A 19,121-nucleotide genomic window follows, 5' to 3' on the forward strand; every position below is an offset into this window, starting at 1 on the left:
ACAGCATGGAAATGAAGAAGGTATTAACCATTGCGGGCTCAGATACAAGCGGCGGCGCCGGCATTCAGGCGGACTTAAAAACGTTCCAGGAACATGGCGTTTACGGGATGACAGCGCTAACAACGATCGTTACAATGGACCCGGACAACCACTGGAGCCATGGCGTTCACCCGCTATCCATTGATACGCTGGAAGCTCAATTAAAAACAGCGATGTCTGTCGGCATTGACGCAGTGAAAACAGGCATGCTGGCTACGGCAGAAATTATCGAGACAGCGGGCAAGCACATTAAAGCAAACGGATTGGACAAGGTCGTGATTGATCCGGTCATGGTATGCAAAGGCGACGATGAAGTGTTAAATCCGGAAGCACCGGTTGCTATGCGCGAGTTCTTGCTTCCTATCGCTACAGTGGTGACACCGAACCTATTTGAAGCTGGACAGCTTTCCGGCATCGGTCCTATCCGCACAGTTGAGCAAATGAAAGAAGCCGCTCAGAAGATTCATGATTTAGGCGCCAAGAACGTTGTGGTAAAAGGCGGCAAACAGCTTGAGCATGAAAAAGCAGTAGACGTCTTCTACGATGGCACAGAGTTCACTGTACTAGAAGCAGAAAAAGTAGCGACTACATACAACCATGGAGCAGGCTGTACATTCGCGGCTGCCATTACAGCGAATCTGGCTAAAGGACAGGATGTCAAAACAGCCGTCTCAAATGCCAAGGACTTTGTCAGCGCAGCGATCCGCCATGGCTTTAAGCTGAACCAATACGTCGGACCAGTTATGCACGGTGCTTTTAATCAAATTAAACAGTAATCAATCAGCCACCCTTCTTCACGGGTGGCTTTTTAGGCTCATTTTTCGCAATCCTCGTTCATTTCTTGTAAAATATTCATTACAGGCGCTTATGGAGGTGGATGAACGTGGAGCCAATTATTGCAGCAAAAGTTCAAGAGTCAATTGATAGATTTGCTAACAAGGAAGTTTATATTCATTTAGAAACAACCAATGGAGCGTATGCTTCTCACTTTGATGAAAGCTTCTTTTCGGCGGGTGCTTATATCCGCAATGCCAAGCTTACGTATGAGCATGGAAAAATCGTGGGAGAAGGCCCCTACCGCGCAGGTTTAAAGCTTTCCATCGGCTGGGTGTATGCTGAAGGGCTGACCCATTTCAGTTTTGATGAAAAAGGCAGGCTTCTTCTTGCCGGCCATGGTTTTGATGGCAAACTGGCCGTTGCGTTGCAAATAGGCGAAGAACCGTTTTAATAATAAGCAAAGGAAGGTGATTCTCCTTGTTAACGGAAATTGAAAAAGAACAGCACGTACTCGTCGTGTTTCCCCACCCCGATGATGAAGCATTCGGTGTTTCAGGCACCATTGCGACACATAGAAAACGAGGGACACCGGTTACATATGCCTGTTTGACACTTGGCGAAATGGGCCGAAATCTCGGGAACCCGCCGTTCGCTACCCGGGAATCGCTTCCGGACATTCGCAAGGCAGAACTTATTAAAGCGGCCGAAGCGATCGACATTCAAGATCTGCGCATGATGGGGCTGCGCGATAAAACGCTGGAGTTTGAAGATGACAACAAAATGGCCAATCTCGTTTCCGACTTGATTGCTGAATTGAACCCGTCTCTTATTATTAGCTTCTATCCCGGATTCGCCGTTCACCCCGATCATGAAGCAACCGCACGCGCTGTTGTCCGCGCCGTCCGCCGGCTTCCGGAGGAAAAGCGGCCGAAGCTTCACCTTGTTGCTTTTGCCAACAACACAGACGCCGATTTAGGGGCGCCTGACCTCGTGTATGATATCTCAGAGGTCTTGGAGCAAAAAATGGCTGCTTTGCGCGCGCATATTTCTCAAACAGTCTGGATGCTGAAGGAAATAGAGAAGCTGCTGGCACAAAATGATGAAGCCACTGTAGAGCGCATTACGTTCGAGCGGTTTTGGACCTATCGCTGGGACGATGACAAAGTAAGTGAACTATAGACTATTATCGAAGGAGCCGCCCCAAAAGGTCATGAAAAATGAATGGTTGGGCCGACTCCTTTTTCTTCTTTTTTAATTGGCAGAATAAAGGGAAAACGGAGGATTAGCTATGATTTTGGTAAGTTCTTGCTTAGCCGGCTTGGAGGTCAGATATAATGGATCGCACAGCTTGGACAGCAGGGTGCGCGATTTGATCAAAAACGGAAAGGCGATCGCTGTTTGTCCGGAACTAATGGGCGGGTTTTCGACTCCAAGAGAGCCTGCTGAGATAGTAGGGGGAACAGGAGAGGATGTTCTTCGCGGAACGGCGAAAGTCATCGAGAAATCGGGACGGGATGTAACGGAGCTTTACCTAAAAGGCGCCTATGAAACATTAGAAAAAGCCAAGGAAGTGAACGCCTCGATCGTGGTGCTAAAAGAATACAGTCCTTCTTGCGGGAGCACAATGATTTACAATGGCGAATTTCAACATAAAAAAATGGCAGGCACCGGCGTCACTGCAGCCTTGCTGTTAAAAAATCAGGTGAAAGTTGTCTCTGAGGAAAAGCTTCACTCTATTCTAGCTGAAGTAGAGTAGCCTTTTCCCGGTTTGTAACAACGGAAAACACACCGGCTTGGAAACCGATGTGTTTTTTTGTGCTTTAAATCAATAAATTAAACAGGAATGGATCATTATTGATCTCGATGTATGGAAATCCTTTTTGCTGCATCCGTTCAATCAGCGGCAAATAGTCAGCTTTTGATTTCAGTTCAATACCGACGAGAACCGGCCCCTCATCGCGGTTTGTGCGCTTCGTATACTCAAAACGCGTAATATCATCATGCTCACCCAGAACCTCGTGCATGAATTCACGCAAAGCACCGGCTCGCTGCGGAAAATTGACAATGAAATAATGCTTCATGCCTTCATAAATAAGAGATCGCTCCTTAATCTCCTGCATGCGGTCGATATCGTTATTGCCGCCGCTAATGACACAGACGACATTTTTTCCTTTAATTTCATTTTTATAAAAATCAAGGGCCGCGATCGGCAAAGCGCCCGCCGGCTCAGCAATAATTGCATTTTCGTTATAAAGTTTCAAGATGGTCGTACATACTTTTCCTTCAGGTACCACAACAATATCATCAATCACTTCCCGGCAAACTTCCATTGTTAAATGGCCGACTTGCTTCACCGCTGCTCCATCGACAAAAGGGTCAATCTTTTCTAACGTCACTACTTGATCCTGCGTCAGCGACGTTTTCATTCCCGCCGCTCCTTCCGGCTCAACGCCAATCATGCGGGTATGGGGGCTGATGCTTTTCATATAGGAGCCAACCCCTGCGGCAAGACCGCCGCCTCCGATGGAACAAAAAACATAATCAATCGGCTGGGGCGCTTCATTCATAATCTCCACGCCTACCGTGCCCTGGCCCGCAATGGTTGGGTATGCATCGAACGGATGGACAAATACCATTCCTTCCTTCGTGCAATATTCCCTTGCTGCCTCATAAGAATCATCAAATGTATCGCCAATTAATACGACCTCGACATGCTGGCCGCCAAAGCGCTTTACCTGTGTTATTTTTTGTCTTGGCGTGGTCGATGGCATAAAGATGACGCCTTTAATATTTAGCGCATTGCAAGAGAAGGCTACTCCTTGCGCATGATTGCCCGCGCTCGCACACACAACGCCCTTCGCCCGTTCTTCAGTCGGCAGGTTGTAAATGAAATTATACGCTCCCCGCAGCTTAAATGAACGAACCACTTGCAGATCTTCCCTTTTTAAATAGATATTGCAGCCATAGTAGGCAGAAAGCAATTCATTTTTTTGCAGCGGTGTTTTCACCACAACGTCTTTTAGCGTTTGATTAGCCACTACGATGTCTTCTACTTTGATCTTCGTTAAAGCTTTGCTCACATTTTTCCCCTTCTTTAATTGAATTTTAAGAATTATTTTAACATACCTGTTCATGCGTGGATAGGAATTCTGCCCATTTCTTTTTTCTTTTCTTCTTTAATGAATTGAAGCATGCATGCCGCTTTCATGTGAACAGCCTGTTTTTTAAAGCAAGCTATGGGGAAAACTCCATTTCTGCCCTGATAAACCAGCTTTCCAGCCCTCTTTTTCTCTTTAATCACTTCATTATATTTTTGTTCATTTTTGTATATTCAAAAGTTTTTATTTTTAAATATACTTTTCCTTTTTTTATTATTTTTATCTTTAAAAGATTTAGACAAATACTCTTCTCAATACTAGTGTTTTATGCTATATTCATAAAACAGATTCGAATTTTTTATATATTCGAATAATAATAAAGGGGGTTGTATTTTTAATTAATTATGTATAAAATTTAAAAATAGTTAATAATTATTCAATACTATACATTGAAAGGAAAAGGTTGAATGAAAACTACTGCTGCTACTGCTACTAAAAGCTCCTTGCCGAGCATTTTACGTTTTGTCATTCCTTCCTTAATAGGAGTTTTCTTTTTTATGACGCCTGTGCCTGTTGACGGCGAACTGACGATTCCAATTGCTATTTTGTCTAATTTTTTACAGTCAGTTATGGGCCAAGCTATTCCAATCATCATGACCTATTTGGTCGTGCTGGCGGCTGTGGGGACAATTTTTGTTAAAACGGTACGCCCGTCCTTTGTCCGTCACTCGCCATTTCTGGCTTCTTTATTCGATGTAGCTCCTGTCTGGGCGTTTGTGCGCATTATTGGAGCGATCTTTGCAGTCATGACGCTGTACAAGCTTGGACCTGAATGGGTGCATTCTGATGAAACCGGCGGCATGCTGCTGTATTCGCTCTTGCCTATCTTGTTTTCTACATTTTTATTCGCCGGCTTGCTGTTGCCGCTGCTTCTGAATTTCGGCTTGCTTGAGTTTTTTGGTTATTCGCTAACTAAAATTATGCGCCCGCTTTTCAAGCTTCCGGGCCGTTCATCTGTTGACTGTCTGGCTTCATGGCTTGGCGACGGAACCATCGGCGTATTGCTGACAAGCAAACAGTACGAAGAAGGCTTTTACACAAAGAAGGAAGCCGCAATTATCGGGACTACATTTTCCGTTGTATCGGTTACATTCTGTTTAGTTGTTATCGGTCAGGTTGGCTTATCTCAGTATTTCCTTCCATTCTATGGAACAGTCATTTTAGCAGGAATCGTTTGCGCCCTAATTTTGCCGCGCATCCCGCCGCTGTCAAAGAAAATAGATACGTTCGTCAACGGCGAAGACAGAAAAAGCGATGATGAAAGCATCCCTGCAGGCTACACGCCGTTCAGCTACGGCTTCAAACAAGCAGTCGCCCAAGCGGAGAAGAACAAGCCGGCGGCTATTGTAAAAGACGGTCTGCAAAACGTTATTGACATGTGGCTTGGTGTAGCTCCGATTGTCATGGCTATCGGAACCATCGCTTTAATCATTGCGGAAACAACTCCATTTTTCCAATGGCTCGGAACACCGTTCATTCCGCTCTTGGAACTTCTGCAAATTCCGTTTGCTAAGGAAGCTTCCGAAACGATTGTGGTTGGATTTGCTGATATGTTTCTGCCTTCCATTATCGGTTCAGGCATCGAAAGCGAGTTAACCCGCTTCGTTATTGCCAGCCTGTCCGTTTCTCAATTAATCTATATGTCTGAAGTCGGCGGTCTGATTCTTGGAACAAAGATCCCTGTTTCCATTAAAGACCTGATCCTCATTTTCTTATTAAGAACGATAATCTCCCTGCCGATTATCGCAGGAATCGCTCATTTGTTATTTTAGTTAAACGCTTACATATATTTCCCTCAAAAATATATGTAAGCGTGCCGGCCAAAGGGGCTCGGAAGGACCTTATTCCGAGCCCCTTTGGCCATTTTTGTTTGAACAGCGTTCCCCTATGCGGAAAGCGAAGCGCCTGGAATGGAAAGCAACACTCCTATCCGCAAGCAAAGAAAGGACGGCTGAATGATTCCATTTTCAAACAGATATATCTATACAGCTGGCCTCTTTTTATGCACCCTGTTGGTTGGAATGGAAGGCGCGCAGACTCCAGCGGGATCTGCGGGACAGGCGAGACCCCGCAGGCGCTTGGACGCCGAGGAGGCTCGCCGCCCGCCCCGCGGAAAGCGAAGCGCCTGAAATGGAAAGCAACACTCCTATCCGCAAGCAAAGAAAGGACGGCTGAATGATTCCATTTTCAAATAGATATGTCTACAGCTGGCCTCTTTTTATGCACCCTGTTGGTTGGAATGGAAGGCGCGCAGACTCCGGCGGGATCTGCGGGACAGGCGAGACCCCGCAGGCGCTTGGACGCCGAGGAGGCTCGCCGCCCGCCCCGCGGAAAGCGAAGCGCCTGGAATGGAAAGCAACACTCCTATCCGCAAACAAAGAAAGGACGGCAGACACGCCTTCCCAGAAGGTGTATGTTTCCGTGTCTTTGTAAGCAAAAGGCTGAAACTAGCCTCTTCTCCATTCTTTCGGTAATAAATAGTTTCTTTATCCTGACAATTATTTGTATAATGTGAATAACCGTTCTAGAGGATGAAAGGAAGGATTGAACTTAGTGGTAAATAAAAGGTGGTTTCAAGCAGGGATCGCAATTGTGCTGATCCTGATCATTATTTTGCTGTTCAGGCAAATCAATGATATTTTCAACCCGCTCTTGATTGTAGCAGGCACGGTCTTTTTGCCTATGCTGATTGCCGGAGTGCTGTTTTACTTAACACGGCCTGTCGTCAACTGGCTCGAAGGGAAAAAGCTGCCGCGCTGGGCTTCTATCTTAAGCGTGTTTCTTCTCCTCATTGTTGCTTTTTGGGTTTTATTTGCAATGATCGGCCCAATTGTTAATGAGCAAGCCGCACGACTGGCAAAAAACACCCCGCAAATGGTGAATGCTGCCCAAGACGCAATCAATTATTTAATGAACCAACGAGACAAAATGCCGCAGTTCGTTATGCAGGCTCTTCAAGATGCAGAAGGAAAAGTCGAAGATTGGGCAATGACTTTCGGAACATGGCTCCTTACCTTTGTGCAAGGCTTACTGCAAGCTGTATTCTTAACTGTTCTGGCACCTTTCTTCTTATTCTATATGCTCAAGGACAGAGAAAAATTTGCTCCTTTTCTAGCTAAATTTTTCTCAGGGCATCGCAGACAGTGGGTGCTGCGGACGTTAAAAGATTTGGATGAAACGCTGCAGTCCTACATTCAGGGACAGCTGCTCGTCAGCTTTCTGGTCGGCGTCATGTTACTGATCGGCTATTTAATCATTGGCTTGGATTATTCATTAATTCTCGCTTTGATCGGCATGGCTACGAATATCATTCCTTTTCTCGGCCCGTACCTTGCCGTCACCCCAGCCCTGTTTGTCGCCTGGATTCAAGATCCGCAGATGGTGATTTGGGTGGCGCTCATCATGCTGATTGCCCAGCAGATTGAATCAAACTTGATCTCGCCAAATGTCATGGGCAAAGCACTCGATATTCACCCGCTGACAGTCATCACCCTTATCTTAGCAGCTGGTAACATTGCTGGCATTTGGGGCGTCATTTTAGCGATTCCGGTATACGGGATCATTAAAACCGTTGTGGTAAACCTTTATTCAGCACGCAAGGAAATTAAAGATGCCGTGATCAAAGAAATATAAGAGCGGCAAAAAGAAGCGTCTTCATTGCTGCAGCAGGGCAATGGAGACGCTTTTCTTTGACAGATTCTCTTAAGACTCATTTTCCTCTTTTTGTTCTTTGCATTCGAAGCATAAAACAATGCCATTCTCCTTGACGCCGTAAAAAAAACCGTCCAGGCAATAAAGGGCTCTCCCGCATTGTTGACAGATTCCCACCTGTTCTCGCATCCTTGTTCTCCCCTTTCTTCATTGGCTCTTTATCGTCTGCTGTCTGCTTTCACTGATGAATTTAGCCGCATTGCCTTTATATTTTTTGTATAATAAAAATGATGGAATAGCCTTATTATAAATGAAGAAAGCTAAGGAAAAAAATCAACTAAGAAGGAGATCATAGCTTGTGACAAAGCGAAATAAACTCTTAACCGCCTCCCTGCTTCTTGCTCTTCTCATATTTATCAGTTACGGCACCCTCACAGCCAATTCTAAAACAAATACTCCTCCCCCTGACGTAACCGTTTTCGTACACGGATATAAAGGAACAGCCGTTTCATTCCGCTCAATGCTGGAGCGTTTTGACAAAGAGCATCACTGGGGCAAGAAAGTCGTTACTTGCCGCGTGACGGCTGACGGCCAAGTTCTCCTGGAAGAATCAGGTCCTATTCCCGCAAGCGGCCGGTTATTTGTCCAGCTTATCTTTGAAAATAACCGGGCCAGTTTTGACGAAACAGCGCACTGGCTGTCTAAAGCATTACATGCTTTAAAGCAAACCTATCAGTTTGAACAAGTAAATCTCGTCGGTCATTCGATGGGAGGCATTGTTTCCGTTCAATTTCTGGAAGAGTATGCAAAAAAGCCGGGCTATCCATTTATTCATAAGCTGGTCGTCATCGGCAGTCCTTTCTCCGGATTAAAAGACAAAGATTATTTAAAGAAAAATTCCGGACCCGCAGCAGCCGATTTAATGCCAAACTCAGCCGCCCTGCAGCAGCTTGCTGAACGAAAGTCCGCTTTCCCGTCCGACGTGAAAGTTTTGGCTATTGCCAGCACTGGAGATCAACTCGTGTCGACTAACAGTGTGCTCAGTTTAAAACAAATTGTGCCATCCGCTCATTTTCAAAAAGCCGTCATTTCCGATCGGAGCATTACTCACAGCGGCTTGCATGAAAGCGAAAAAGTCGATCGGCTGATCGGCCAGTTTTTATGGCAGGAATAACAGCAGAAAAAAGAGGCGCCCAGCTGGGCGCCTCTTTTTTTCATCAGGAGTTTTTACAGCCTGGCGAAAATCTCCTCACATACGCGCATAAGCGTTTGCTGGTCAGCCAAGCCTGTATAGCAAGCCTGCATCTTTTCTTTGCACCTTTTGCTTTCGGCAAGATAGCCGGTGCCCTTGTTCATGAACAACCGGTAGCGGCCGGCAATCTCTTGAATTTCTGCGGCAAACTTCTCGTCCGTACCCTCCGCTACAATCTCCTCGTATAAATCAATTACGCTATCGGTTGCTTTCTCGGGAAAATATTCATGAGGCGCCGTGCTATCAAAAATAGCAAATCCGAGCTCACGGACAATGACCATATCGAGGCTGGCTGGGTCAAATCCGCAATGATACACCTCCACCTCGTATCCCTGCTCTTCCGCTGCTGCGGCAATCTTTTTCAGCATCGTCGACTTTCCTGTTCCGGCCCGGCCTTTAATAAAATATCTTTTTTCCAGTCCATCCGTTAAGTTGCCGACAAAATCAACGGCTCCTTCCGGCGTGGCGGCACCTAAAAAGCGATGTTTTACCTTACCGGCTTTATTTTGTGAAGCTTGCGGAATTAACCGGGCGATCCACTCGCCGGCTAGTTCATTTGCCCTCTTCCTGTTAAGCCGCTGAATATAAATATCTTCCCATTCATCGTGGACAGCCAAGGCTTTTTGAAAGCAAGCATACGCATTTTGACGGGCGATCTCCGCCTGCTCTGCCAGCTGGAGCAGCTCCTGCTCTTTCTCTGCTGGAACCGTTGCCTTTCCGGGAATTTTCACATAGTGGACAGCTGGTCCAGAAACAGACGGAGCGAATTGATTCAGTAAAATAGCCGATTGTTTTTCCGCTGCAATAATTCCCTCCAGTTGCTCCGGGTTGCCAGGGCAATGCAAAAGCTCTGCGGCTGTATTCTCTTCTATCAGCCGGTCGGCAAGCAGCTTCAGACACGCGGCTCTCTCCGCCGGTGTGCCTCCGTCGATAAGGAACACCTGCTTGATCCCCTGGATATTCGACTCAAGCAGACTGTGCAGCCCTTTGGCTGTATTTCCCCTTGCAAAATAGTGAATCGTATTTCCGCTCATATTTGCACCTCCAGTAGTTTTGAAAGTGGGCCTCTATCAATATATGCAAAGGATCTTGTCCCTATGGCACATAAAAGCGGAATACGAATCTGCTTGCCTTTTTCCCCGCGTCCACGGAAAAAGGCGAGTCACTTTATGACTTCATGAGCTGTCACTGCATGTGTAACAGAAATTAAGTCAGCCGTTTTCAGCTCCATTTGCTTTCCGATTTTTCCGGCACTGACCACTATACTTTCCCGGGAAATCGTACGGGCATCGAGAAAGGTGGGATAAAGCTTTTTCATGCCGATTGGCGAACAGCCGCCTCTTATATAGCCGGTATATTTTTGAATGTCTTTTACAGGGATCATATCCAGCTTTTTAGCTCCTGCTGCTTTAGCCGCTTTTTTCAAATCCAACTCGGCGGCGACAGGTATGACAAATACATAAATCTGTTTATCTGTACCGATCGTCACTAGCGTTTTAAATACACTGTCCGCCTCTTTCCCGATTTTTTCGGCGGCGGATAGTCCGTCAATTTTTCCGTCAGCCGGATCATAAGAATACATCTCGTATGTTAATCCCGCTTTATCAAGTATACGCATCGCGTTCGTTTTTCCCTTCATTTCCTTTCCCTTCCTTCCCTCGCTAAAATAAGCCTGTTATGATAATTAGTATAAACGATTAATGAGATGGGGTGTAACTGTGGATCATATAACCGTAACATCGATTATGAATGTCATGAAGGAGTTTCTTCCGCCGCATACGTCCATTGCGGTCGCCGATCCGGAAAAATTCATTTATTACAAACCAAGCAAACTCGTTGACCTGCGCATTCGCCCGGGTGAGCCTTATAAGAAGGGCAGCGGGGCAGCTAAGGCCATCGCTGAAAAGCACGAAATATCCGAGTACATTGACAGCGATGTATACGGCATTCCTTATTATGCTGTATCAGTGCCGCTATTTAATGGAGCCCATGTTGTCGGAGCGGTCACAACTATTTTTCCGGCAAAGCCTTCTCCCATCGCCGCCAATTTCTTCACGGTTAAAGCGGAGGACTGCTGGTATCCGGTGTCTTACGAAAATGTCGTCTATTTGGAAGCAGAAAATCGTAAAACAAAGGTACAGGCCGTAGGCGGCGAAGGGTACCATAAAATGAGTTTGACAGAGCTGGAATTTATGCTGCCCAGCGAGTTGTTTATTCGTGTCCACCGCTCATACATTGTGAACGTCAGCCACATCCAGGAAATTCAGCCGGACTCTCACTCTACTTTCCTGCTTGTAATGAAAGACGAGACAAAGATCCCTGTCAGTCAAACCTATTCAAGCTCGTTCCGAAAAGCATTGAATTATTAACTTCTGCTTCATGTTGCTTTTTTTCTGCTTTGCCGCTTTTTAAAGGCTTTTCATGCGAAAACGAATGAGCAGCCGCCCGAAGATTGATAGAATATTTAAAAAGTGGCAAAGGAGGATGTTCTATGAACTCACGTATCACTGAACAGCTGCGCAACATGGAATTACAAAAGAAAATTGTGTCAGCGGCCGAAGCAGCCTCATGGATCGAAGATGGCATGACTCTTGGTTTGAGCGGATTTACAAGAGCTGGAGATGCCAAAGCTGTACCGATGGCATTGGTCGACAAGGCGAAGGACGGTCCGTTCAAAGTCAATGTCTATACAGGAGCTTCTCTTGGATCAGATATTGATAAGCTAATGGCGGAAGCAGGTATTATACATAAACGCCTGCCGTTTCAGGCGGATTCCTCCATGCGCAGAAAAATTAACGAGCAAGAGTTGCTTTTTACTGATCAGCATCTATCGCATGTGGCTGAAATGGTTCGTTCTGAGGTACTGAATCCAATTGATTTTGCCATTATTGAAGCGGTTGCTATCACAGAAGAAGGAGAGATTATTCCTTCAACTTCTGTTGGAAACTCAACAATTTTTTTAGAAAAAGCGAAAAACGTTATCATAGAATTAAACCTTGCACAGCCGGCTGCCCTTGAAGGAATGCATGACATTTATGAGCCAGGAGAACAAGGAAAGCGCTTACCAATCGCCTTAACCTCCGTAGACGGGCACATCGGATCAACCGGCATGAAAGTGGACTTGGAGAAAATTAAGGGCATCGTCTTAACGAATGACTTAGATTCTCCCTCCACCATTGTGCCGCCCGATGAAGACACAGCTACAATGGCGAATCATTTAATCGAGTTTCTGCGGGAAGAAATCAGGGCAGGCCGGCTCACTAATCAGCTGGCTCCGCTGCAGTCAGGCATCGGCTCCGTTGCCAATGCCGTGTTGCACGGCTTGCTTGATTCTGAATTTGAAGAGCTGGAAGTATATTCGGAAGTGTTGCAAGACGCCGTGTTTGATTTGTTGGACAGCGGCAAAGTCCGGTTCGCCTCCGGCTGTTCAATCACTTTGTCTCAAGAAAAAATGCAAACAGTTTTTCCAAAGCTTGATCAATATAAAGACCAGCTTGTTTTGCGGCCGCAGGAAATCTCCAATCACCCCGAGGTGATTCGCCGACTCGGATTGATTTCCATCAATACAGCCTTGGAGGCCGACATTTACGGCAATGTGAACTCTACTCATGTCTGCGGAACCAAAATGATGAATGGCATCGGCGGTTCAGGAGACTTCGCACGCAACAGCCGGCTGGCCATTTTTGTGACGAAATCCGTAGCTAAAAACGGAGATATTTCCAGCATTGTTCCTTTTGTCTCTCATGTAGATCATACAGAACACGATGTAGATGTATTAGTGACAGAGCAAGGCTATGCCGATTTGCGCGGCTTAGCCCCAGTGGAGCGTGCACGTCTTATTATTGAAAACTGCATGCACCCGCTTTATAAAGAGCAAATGACCGCTTATTTTGAAGAAGCGCTCGCACGCGGAGGGCAAACCCCACATGTTCTGGAAAAAGCATTTTCATGGCACCTTAGCTATGCCGAAACAGGCACTATGCTGCAATCTGAGCCGGCTTCGCTAAGAAAATAAACGCCAATCCTTCTTTATGACGTCCGCTGGCGGGCTTCGGCATTGTTCAGCTGAAAAGCAACCCCATCTTTTCACCCTGAAAACGCGCTTTCGCTGAAACCGTCGGGCGTTTATTATACAAGCTTTGAAGTTAATATTTGATGTAAACAGCTTCAGCCTGTAGATAAACTCAATGAAAATTGAAGTTTATCTACAGGCTTTTTAATTTTCTTGTGGATGAGGGCTGTTGCCTGCCATTCTAATCAACAGAGTTGACGACATGAAGAGAGCTTAAAAAATGGTTGAGGCAGAGAATGCTTACTTTCGTGGCCATGGCTCTTAAGAAATAGCCTGAGGAATGAAACTTAGAAAGGTGTGTCATTTTTTCAGATGGCTCGACGCCTGCCTCAAAAACAGAAAGAGGGCTGGAAGGCTCTCATTCCGAACCCTTTTTGCTGACCAACTTAAGAGGTCCCTATCATAACAGGAGGGCAGCTTTTTACTTATTTTTCATTGCCTTATTGGTCTTCCCCTCATGACTCAATCTCACACAGACAAAAAACGGGCCTTTCCATAGGGAAAGGCCCGTTTTTTATTTATTTACCATTGCGGAACTTGATGACTCTTCGGCAGGAGCTGTCTCTTTCGGCTTCACATGGGCGGGATCTAATCCATGCCCAAGTGTGCCATATACATCTCCTCCGACAGGGTCCACGAGCTCGACTTGGTTGCTGTACAGCCGCGGCGTCTTATAGAGAGCAGCCAGCGCCTGAAGCATTGGCATTTCATGATATCTTTCCGGCCAGCGCTTTTTCAGTTCCTCTTTCACAAGCGGATAGTATTTCGAGCTCATTCCTGGAAATAAATGATGCTCTGTGTGATAAGAGAAGTTAAAATGCAGGACATCCACCCACTTCGGCACCGTCACCGTTAAACTGTTAGCTAACGGATCATTAACCGGCACGAGCGGATTTAGCCTGTGGTTCGTCGCAATGTACGCCATGACGATAAAGTTTGCAATCAGAAGCGGGATAAAAAAGGCAAACGTCCACTTTAATGGACCGATCAGCACTAAAAGCCCGATCCATGTCGCCCACGGAACAAGCAGCTGCATCCAGACGGACAGGCGTTTTTCCGGATTGAACTCTTTAATAAAACGCTTAAACATCCGCATGGAGTGCATGGTGAATGTGATAGCTAAAAAGGCCATACCTAAGAACCCGCGCACTGAAAGCGGGAGCCGGTAGAAAGGCTTCAGGATTTTAGCCTTCGAAAACTGCTCAATCGTCGGCCAGGCATCCGGATCTTTTTCTTCATCCTGTGTATGGCGGTGATGGGTCATATTATGCCACTTCACCCATAGTTTCGGCCCAGTGCTTAACGGAAAAAACGCGATTCCCCCCGTCAATTCACGCAGCCAGGCTTTTCTCACGACCGTTCCATGGAGGATTTCGTGCCCCAAAAATCCCATAGCCGCAAAAGAAGTGCCTAATATAATAGAAATGGCTGTGTTTATCCAAATATTAAAATCCGTTAAACTAATTGTCAAAATCCCCGAGACAACCACCAGCAGGTAGGCTAAGCCTCCCCATAGCCGCTCAGGAGCAGGACTGAATGCTTTTTTTGGAAGGTGTGGTGCTACGCGAGCAGCATACCAGCCAAATGATTGAAGCTCCTTCAATTCGCTTTCCCTCTTTTCCACTATTGATCTGGTTATAAGCAATTGACTGACTTAACCTCTCTTAACTAGGGCTAATCGTATCACTTTATTTTCTAACTTGTCAATTAATTTATGACTTGGTATTAAAATCAAGAAATAGAACTTGGTCTTTAGCGTTTATAGCAATTATTGTACATAGAGAAAGCATTTGATTTAAAATAAAGAAAAAACGTTTTCGCCGGAAAGGAAGAAAATGTGTGAAAAACTTTTCTCTTTACCGCATGCTCATTATTATCACCATGGCTGTCAAGTTCTTTTTGCAGGTTACTTTTTTCCGCAAAAGGCACAGGAAACGCTGGACCAGCCGAACAAACGAAAAATGGGAAGCACTATTAAAGCGCCAGGCTGCGGAATACCGGCAGACCGCCCTGCGCCTGGAAGGGCTGCTCATTAAGCTTGGACAGTTTTTAAGCACGCGCGCGGATATTATGCCTCAGGCTTTTATCGAGGAATTAGAAGATCTGATCGACCGGGTGCCCAGTGTGCCTTGGGAAGCCGCCAAAGCAGTCATGGATAAGGAATGGAACAAACCCTATGACTCCATTCTTGATGAAATCAGCGAGGAGCCTGTCGCTTCGGCTTCTATTGGACAAGTCTATAAAGGGCGTCTGCCAAATGGCGCCACGGTTGCTGTAAAGGTTCAGCGGCCGGGAATCGAACGGATCATCTCTACGGACTTTAAAGCGATACGGATTGTGATGTGGCTGGCCGATCTTTTTACGCCATTCGGCAAACAAACCGATCTGCCGGCTCTATATAAAGAGATGGAAACGACGATCAGCCAGGAGCTGGATTTTTCTAAAGAATTGCAAAACGGCTTTTACTTTAGAAAAAGATATGAGTTATTTGATAAGATCAGTGTTCCTTTTTATTACGAAGAATATTCAACCAAAAAGGTGCTCGTCATGGAGTGGGTGGAGGGCGCCCGGATCACAGATCTGAAGTTTCTTGAGCAAAACAGCATCAACCGACGCGACTTGGCCGCCCGGCTTGTCGAATTATTTTTAGAACAGCTGCTTCAGGAAGGCCGGTTTCATGCGGACCCTCATCCAGGAAACATTCTCGTTAAAAAAGACGGAACCATTATCCTCATTGACTTTGGAATGGTCGGTGAGATTCAGAAAAAGGATGCAGTCCATATCCGCCGGCTGGTAGAAGGAATTGTGCTTGAAGATTATGACCAGGTGCTGTCTGCGCTGGAGAGTTTGCGCTTTTTGCTTCCCGGGGCAGATCATGCACAGTTAAAAACTATCATTCAAGCGCTTGTAGACAATTATACAGAAAAGAACTTTGCCTCACCCGATGACTTTGTGGTTCAGAAGCTGCTGGCCGATCTCGAGAAAATCGTCAAGGAGCAGCCGATTCAACTGCCAAGTGAATTTGCTTTTTTCGGGCGGGCTGCCTCCACGTTCGTTGGCATTCTCTATATACTTGACCCTGATATTGATCTTTTGGAAGTTGGCAAACCGCTCATTTTTAAATGGCTGCAGGAAAATCCCGAACCCGGTCCAGCTTCCGGACAGCCGGCTTTTCAGTGGCTGATTCGTTCTTTCCGTCCTTTGCTGTCTGTTCCCCGCCAAATCCAGCAGACGCTCGATGAACCTCGAAAATACAGGGAATGGCGGCAAGATTTTGAGAAGCATCGGCTTCAACATGACTTTTTATTATCTAAAAAACGAGATGCCCTCTTTTTTATCACATTCAGCTCTATCCTGACAGCTGCCGCGGCCTTTATGGAACAGCGGTTGTGGCTCTACGGAGGCGGCATCCTTATCCTTATCAGCCTTCTCTATTACGCAGTCAACCTGCGTGCTCACCGGAGGCTCTTCAGGCGGATAAAATAAAAGGAAGGAACGATCGATAGAGGAGAAAAAAGCCTGGGAAACTCCCAGGCTTCAATTTACCGACAAAAGGGGTTCGGCATGGGACCAGTCTGAACTCCTTGTCGTTTTTTAGGGGATTTTCAAGTCATTTGAGAGAAAGATAGACCTCTCCAAGCCGATGATTTCTTGAGATTCATCGCAGCGAAAGTAAGCAGCGCCTGCATCGGCAATTTCTTCAAGCTCCCTTCACGTTGTCCACCATCTGCTCTATCTGCTGAACCGGATAATTCCCTGGCACAAGCTGATCCAGAACAATTCTATCTATTTGGTCCTGTTAGACGGGATGGTGTTTCAAAAGCCTCTTCCTCACCTTAAACTCTTTGTACAATTGGCCTCTTTTTATGCACCCTGTTGGTTGGAATGGAAGGCGCGCAGACTCCGGCGGGATCTGCGGGACAGGCGAGACCCCGCAGGCGCTTGGACGCCGAGAAGGCTCGCCGCCCGCCCCGCGGAAAGCGAAGCAGCCTGGAATGGAAAGCAACACTCCTATCGCAAGCAAAGAAAGGACGGCTGAATGATTCCATTTTCAAACAAATATGACTATACAGCTGGCCTCTTTTTATGCACCCTGTTGATTGGAATGGAAGGCGCGCAGACTCCGGCGGGATCTGCGGGACAGGCGAGACCCCGCAGGCGCGTTGACGCCGAGGAGGCTCGCCGCCCGCCCCGCGGAAAGCGAAGCAGCCTGGAATGGAAAGCAACACTCCTATCGCAAGCAAAGAAAGGACGGCTGAATGATTCCATTTTCAAACAAATATGACTATACAGCTGGCCTCTTTTTATGCACCCTGTTGGTTGGAATGGAAGGCGCGCAGACTCCGGCGGGATCTGCGGGACAGGCGAGACCCCGCAGGCGCGTTGACGCCGAGGAGGCTCGCCGCCCGCCCCGCGGAAAGCGAAGCGCCTGGAATGGAAAGCAACACACCTATCGCAAGCAAACTAAAAAAAGACTGCAGACAAACCTCCATTTTCATTGAGTTTGTCTGCAGTCTGAAGCCTGGGAAACTCTCAGGCTTTTTGTTTATTTTTTTAGCATATCAAATACTTGTTCAACGTCCTTGTCACCGCGGCCGGAAATGTTGATAATGATCAGCTCTTCCTTTTTCATCGCCGGCGCCAGCTTGATCGCCTGGGCAACAGCATGGGCACTTTCTAACGCCGGAATAATCCCTTCCGAGCGTGACAATAATTGAAAGGCCTCCAATACTTCTTCATTCGTCACTGTATAATAGTCGGCACGCCCTGTTTCCTTTAAGTAGCTGTGCTCTGGGCCTACACCCGGATAATCCAGCCCCGCAGCAATCGAATAAGTCGGCAGCGGATTTCCTTGTTCATCCATTAATACAAGGCATTTAAAGCCATGCAGCTCAGCCGGCTTCCCTTTTGTCAGCGTTGCGGCCTGTTCGGGTTCAACGCCAATCAGGCGGACCGCAGGCTCATTAATGTAATGGGCGAAGGCGCCAATTGCATTGCTGCCTCCGCCGACGCAAGCAATGACAGCATCCGGCAGGCGTCCTTCCTTTTCCAATATTTGCTTTTTCGATTCTTCACTGATTACGCTATGAAAATGCTTGACCATTGTTGGGTATGGATGCGGCCCTACTGCAGAGCCAAGCAAGTAAAAGGTGTTTTTATAATTGGCTACATAATCATTTAATGCCGCATCAACAGCATCCTTCAAGCGGCCCTGCCCGCTTTCAACAGCTACCACCTCAGCGCCCAGGAGCTCCATTCGAAACACGTTCAGCGCCTGGCGGCGAATGTCTTCCGCCCCCATGTACACCACGCACTCCATTCCGAACATGGCACAAACGGTCGCAGTGGCCACCCCATGCTGGCCAGCACCGGTCTCAGCGATAATGCGCTTAGCTCCCATTTTCTTCGCAAGCAGAATTTGGCCCATGACATTATTAATCTTGTGCGAGCCTGTATGGTTTAAATCTTCCCGTTTTAAATAAATTTTGGCGCCGCCAAGCTGCTCTGTCAATTGGCTGGCATAGGTCAGCGGATTGTCGCGGCCTATATATTCTTTTAAGTAATATTTATACTCCGCCATGAACTCAGCGTCGTTCTGGTAGGTCTCAAACTGTTCTGCCAGGTAATTCAAAGCCTCTTTCAATTCAGGCGGCACAAAGCTGCCTCCAAACTGTCCAAAATATCCTTTTTCTGTCTCAACTATACTCATCTTTCTCTTCTCCTCTCTAGGCAAAACTATTCTGAAAATTATTTATTACTATACCAATGTCCTGTTTATCCGTCAATTGGTTGGTATGGTATTTCTCCCTCTTTCTTCATATAAACGGTTTTTGGCCGATATAGAACGAGAAAAGAGAAATATACATATAGATGCACCTTTAAGATTATTGCATGCCGGTCACAGTCCATACACTCATGCAATTAAAAAATGGATAGACTCTATTTCAAGCACCTAGCTGGTTTTTCCGGGGGAGCCGCGCCTTTCGCTTCTTTACCTGAACGATGACGGGATACAGATAGCATCATAATAAAACATAATTGGAAAATATTAATAATAAAATTAATGATATATGACCCTGACTTTCCGCATGTCAAAAAAATACAATTTTGATTTTTTGTTTTTTGAAAAACAGGTATCAAAGACAAGCGATTTTTATGTGATTTTTTCCAA

16 protein-coding genes are annotated in these 19,121 nt (G+C 46.3%); 10 read left to right on the plus strand and 6 right to left on the minus strand.

Annotation, left to right across the window (positions count from 1 at the left end):
• Positions 1 to 5: 5 nt before the first annotated feature.
• From pdxK to B1A98_RS08880, 4 genes are all read left to right on the plus strand, one after another.
• Positions 6 to 815 carry a pyridoxine/pyridoxal/pyridoxamine kinase gene (gene pdxK, locus B1A98_RS08865; RefSeq protein WP_041095498.1) on the plus strand — a complete coding sequence of 270 codons (810 nt, stop codon included), beginning with the start codon at positions 6 to 8 and terminating at the stop codon, positions 813 to 815.
• A gap of 107 nt (positions 816 to 922) precedes the next feature.
• Positions 923 to 1,267, plus strand: a complete 345-nt coding sequence (locus B1A98_RS08870) for a YojF family protein (RefSeq protein WP_041095500.1) — start codon at positions 923 to 925, stop codon at positions 1,265 to 1,267.
• 38 nt (positions 1,268 to 1,305) lie between these two features.
• A complete protein-coding gene (gene bshB2, locus B1A98_RS08875) occupies positions 1,306 to 1,995 on the plus strand; it encodes a bacillithiol biosynthesis deacetylase BshB2 (protein WP_063384848.1) in 690 nt (229 codons plus the stop codon).
• Positions 1,996 to 2,104: 109 nt separating this feature from the next.
• Positions 2,105 to 2,572, plus strand: coding sequence for a 2-thiouracil desulfurase family protein (locus B1A98_RS08880; RefSeq protein WP_063384469.1), 468 nt, complete (start codon positions 2,105 to 2,107; stop codon positions 2,570 to 2,572).
• A gap of 64 nt (positions 2,573 to 2,636) precedes the next feature.
• On the opposite strand, the gene ilvA is transcribed toward B1A98_RS08880, so the two are convergent.
• On the minus strand, positions 2,637 to 3,896 hold the full coding sequence (gene ilvA / locus B1A98_RS08885) for a threonine ammonia-lyase IlvA (RefSeq protein ID WP_041095505.1): 1,260 nt from the start codon (positions 3,894 to 3,896) through the stop codon (positions 2,637 to 2,639).
• 485 nt (positions 3,897 to 4,381) lie between these two features.
• On the opposite strand from ilvA, the gene B1A98_RS08890 reads away from it, so the two are divergent.
• The 3 genes from B1A98_RS08890 (at position 4,382) to B1A98_RS08905 (ending at position 8,799) form a co-directional block, all read left to right on the plus strand.
• Positions 4,382 to 5,746 carry a YjiH family protein gene (locus B1A98_RS08890; protein WP_063384468.1) on the plus strand — a complete coding sequence of 455 codons (1,365 nt, stop codon included), beginning with the start codon at positions 4,382 to 4,384 and terminating at the stop codon, positions 5,744 to 5,746.
• 781 nt (positions 5,747 to 6,527) lie between these two features.
• Positions 6,528 to 7,607, plus strand: a complete 1,080-nt coding sequence (locus B1A98_RS08900; protein ID WP_063384466.1) for an AI-2E family transporter — start codon at positions 6,528 to 6,530, stop codon at positions 7,605 to 7,607.
• A gap of 376 nt (positions 7,608 to 7,983) precedes the next feature.
• Entirely contained in the window at positions 7,984 to 8,799 is an 816-nt protein-coding gene (locus B1A98_RS08905) for an alpha/beta fold hydrolase (RefSeq protein WP_063384465.1), read from the plus strand.
• Between the two features lie 53 nt (positions 8,800 to 8,852).
• Here the strand turns inward: B1A98_RS08905 and B1A98_RS08910 are convergent, their stop codons facing one another.
• On the minus strand, positions 8,853 to 9,911 hold the full coding sequence (locus B1A98_RS08910; protein WP_063384464.1) for an AAA family ATPase: 1,059 nt from the start codon (positions 9,909 to 9,911) through the stop codon (positions 8,853 to 8,855).
• A 128-nt stretch (positions 9,912 to 10,039) separates the two neighbouring features.
• Positions 10,040 to 10,516, minus strand: a complete 477-nt coding sequence (gene ybaK / locus B1A98_RS08915) for a Cys-tRNA(Pro) deacylase (protein WP_063384463.1) — start codon at positions 10,514 to 10,516, stop codon at positions 10,040 to 10,042.
• Positions 10,517 to 10,595: 79 nt separating this feature from the next.
• Between ybaK and B1A98_RS08920 the strand changes: the two genes are divergently transcribed.
• Both B1A98_RS08920 and B1A98_RS08925 read left to right on the plus strand, forming a co-directional pair.
• Entirely contained in the window at positions 10,596 to 11,246 is a 651-nt protein-coding gene (locus B1A98_RS08920; RefSeq protein ID WP_063384462.1) for a LytTR family DNA-binding domain-containing protein, read from the plus strand.
• A gap of 122 nt (positions 11,247 to 11,368) precedes the next feature.
• Entirely contained in the window at positions 11,369 to 12,892 is a 1,524-nt protein-coding gene (locus B1A98_RS08925; protein WP_063384461.1) for an acetyl-CoA hydrolase/transferase family protein, read from the plus strand.
• A gap of 571 nt (positions 12,893 to 13,463) precedes the next feature.
• Here the strand turns inward: B1A98_RS08925 and desB are convergent.
• Complete coding sequence (gene desB, locus B1A98_RS08930; RefSeq protein WP_063384460.1) at positions 13,464 to 14,552, minus strand: Delta(10) desaturase DesB; 1,089 nt, start codon at positions 14,550 to 14,552, stop codon at positions 13,464 to 13,466.
• Between the two features lie 236 nt (positions 14,553 to 14,788).
• Between desB and B1A98_RS08935 the strand changes: the two genes are divergently transcribed.
• The gene (locus tag B1A98_RS08935; protein WP_082821694.1) at positions 14,789 to 16,435 is read left to right on the plus strand and encodes an ABC1 kinase family protein; all 1,647 of its coding nucleotides are present in this window, start codon (positions 14,789 to 14,791) and stop codon (positions 16,433 to 16,435) included.
• Positions 16,436 to 17,495: 1,060 nt separating this feature from the next.
• Here B1A98_RS08935 and trpB read toward each other — a convergent pair.
• Entirely contained in the window at positions 17,496 to 18,659 is a 1,164-nt protein-coding gene (trpB, locus tag B1A98_RS08950; RefSeq protein ID WP_063384456.1) for a tryptophan synthase subunit beta, read from the minus strand.
• A gap of 230 nt (positions 18,660 to 18,889) precedes the next feature.
• Positions 18,890 to 19,121 (minus strand): hypothetical protein (locus B1A98_RS20690; RefSeq protein WP_206602712.1); only part of this gene is annotated, 232 nt, incomplete at its 5' end.

Origin of the sequence: Pseudobacillus badius, assembly GCF_002189605.1 — a bacterium.
Lineage (GTDB): Bacteria > Bacillota > Bacilli > Bacillales > Domibacillaceae > Pseudobacillus > Pseudobacillus badius.

What these genes read in the sequence shown, in the direction of transcription:
- B1A98_RS08880 (WP_063384469.1), top strand. Translation starts at nt 2,105, where the DNA reads ATGATTTTGGTAAGTTCTTGCTTAGCCGGCTTGGAGGTCAGATATAAT.
- pdxK (WP_041095498.1), top strand. Translation starts at nt 6, where the DNA reads ATGGAAATGAAGAAGGTATTAACCATTGCGGGCTCAGATACAAGCGGC.
- B1A98_RS08890 (WP_063384468.1), top strand. Translation starts at nt 4,382, where the DNA reads ATGAAAACTACTGCTGCTACTGCTACTAAAAGCTCCTTGCCGAGCATT.
- trpB (WP_063384456.1), bottom strand. Translation starts at nt 18,659, where the DNA reads ATGAGTATAGTTGAGACAGAAAAAGGATATTTTGGACAGTTTGGAGGC.
- B1A98_RS08910 (WP_063384464.1), bottom strand. Translation starts at nt 9,911, where the DNA reads ATGAGCGGAAATACGATTCACTATTTTGCAAGGGGAAATACAGCCAAA.
- B1A98_RS08925 (WP_063384461.1), top strand. Translation starts at nt 11,369, where the DNA reads ATGAACTCACGTATCACTGAACAGCTGCGCAACATGGAATTACAAAAG.
- ybaK (WP_063384463.1), bottom strand. Translation starts at nt 10,516, where the DNA reads ATGAAGGGAAAAACGAACGCGATGCGTATACTTGATAAAGCGGGATTA.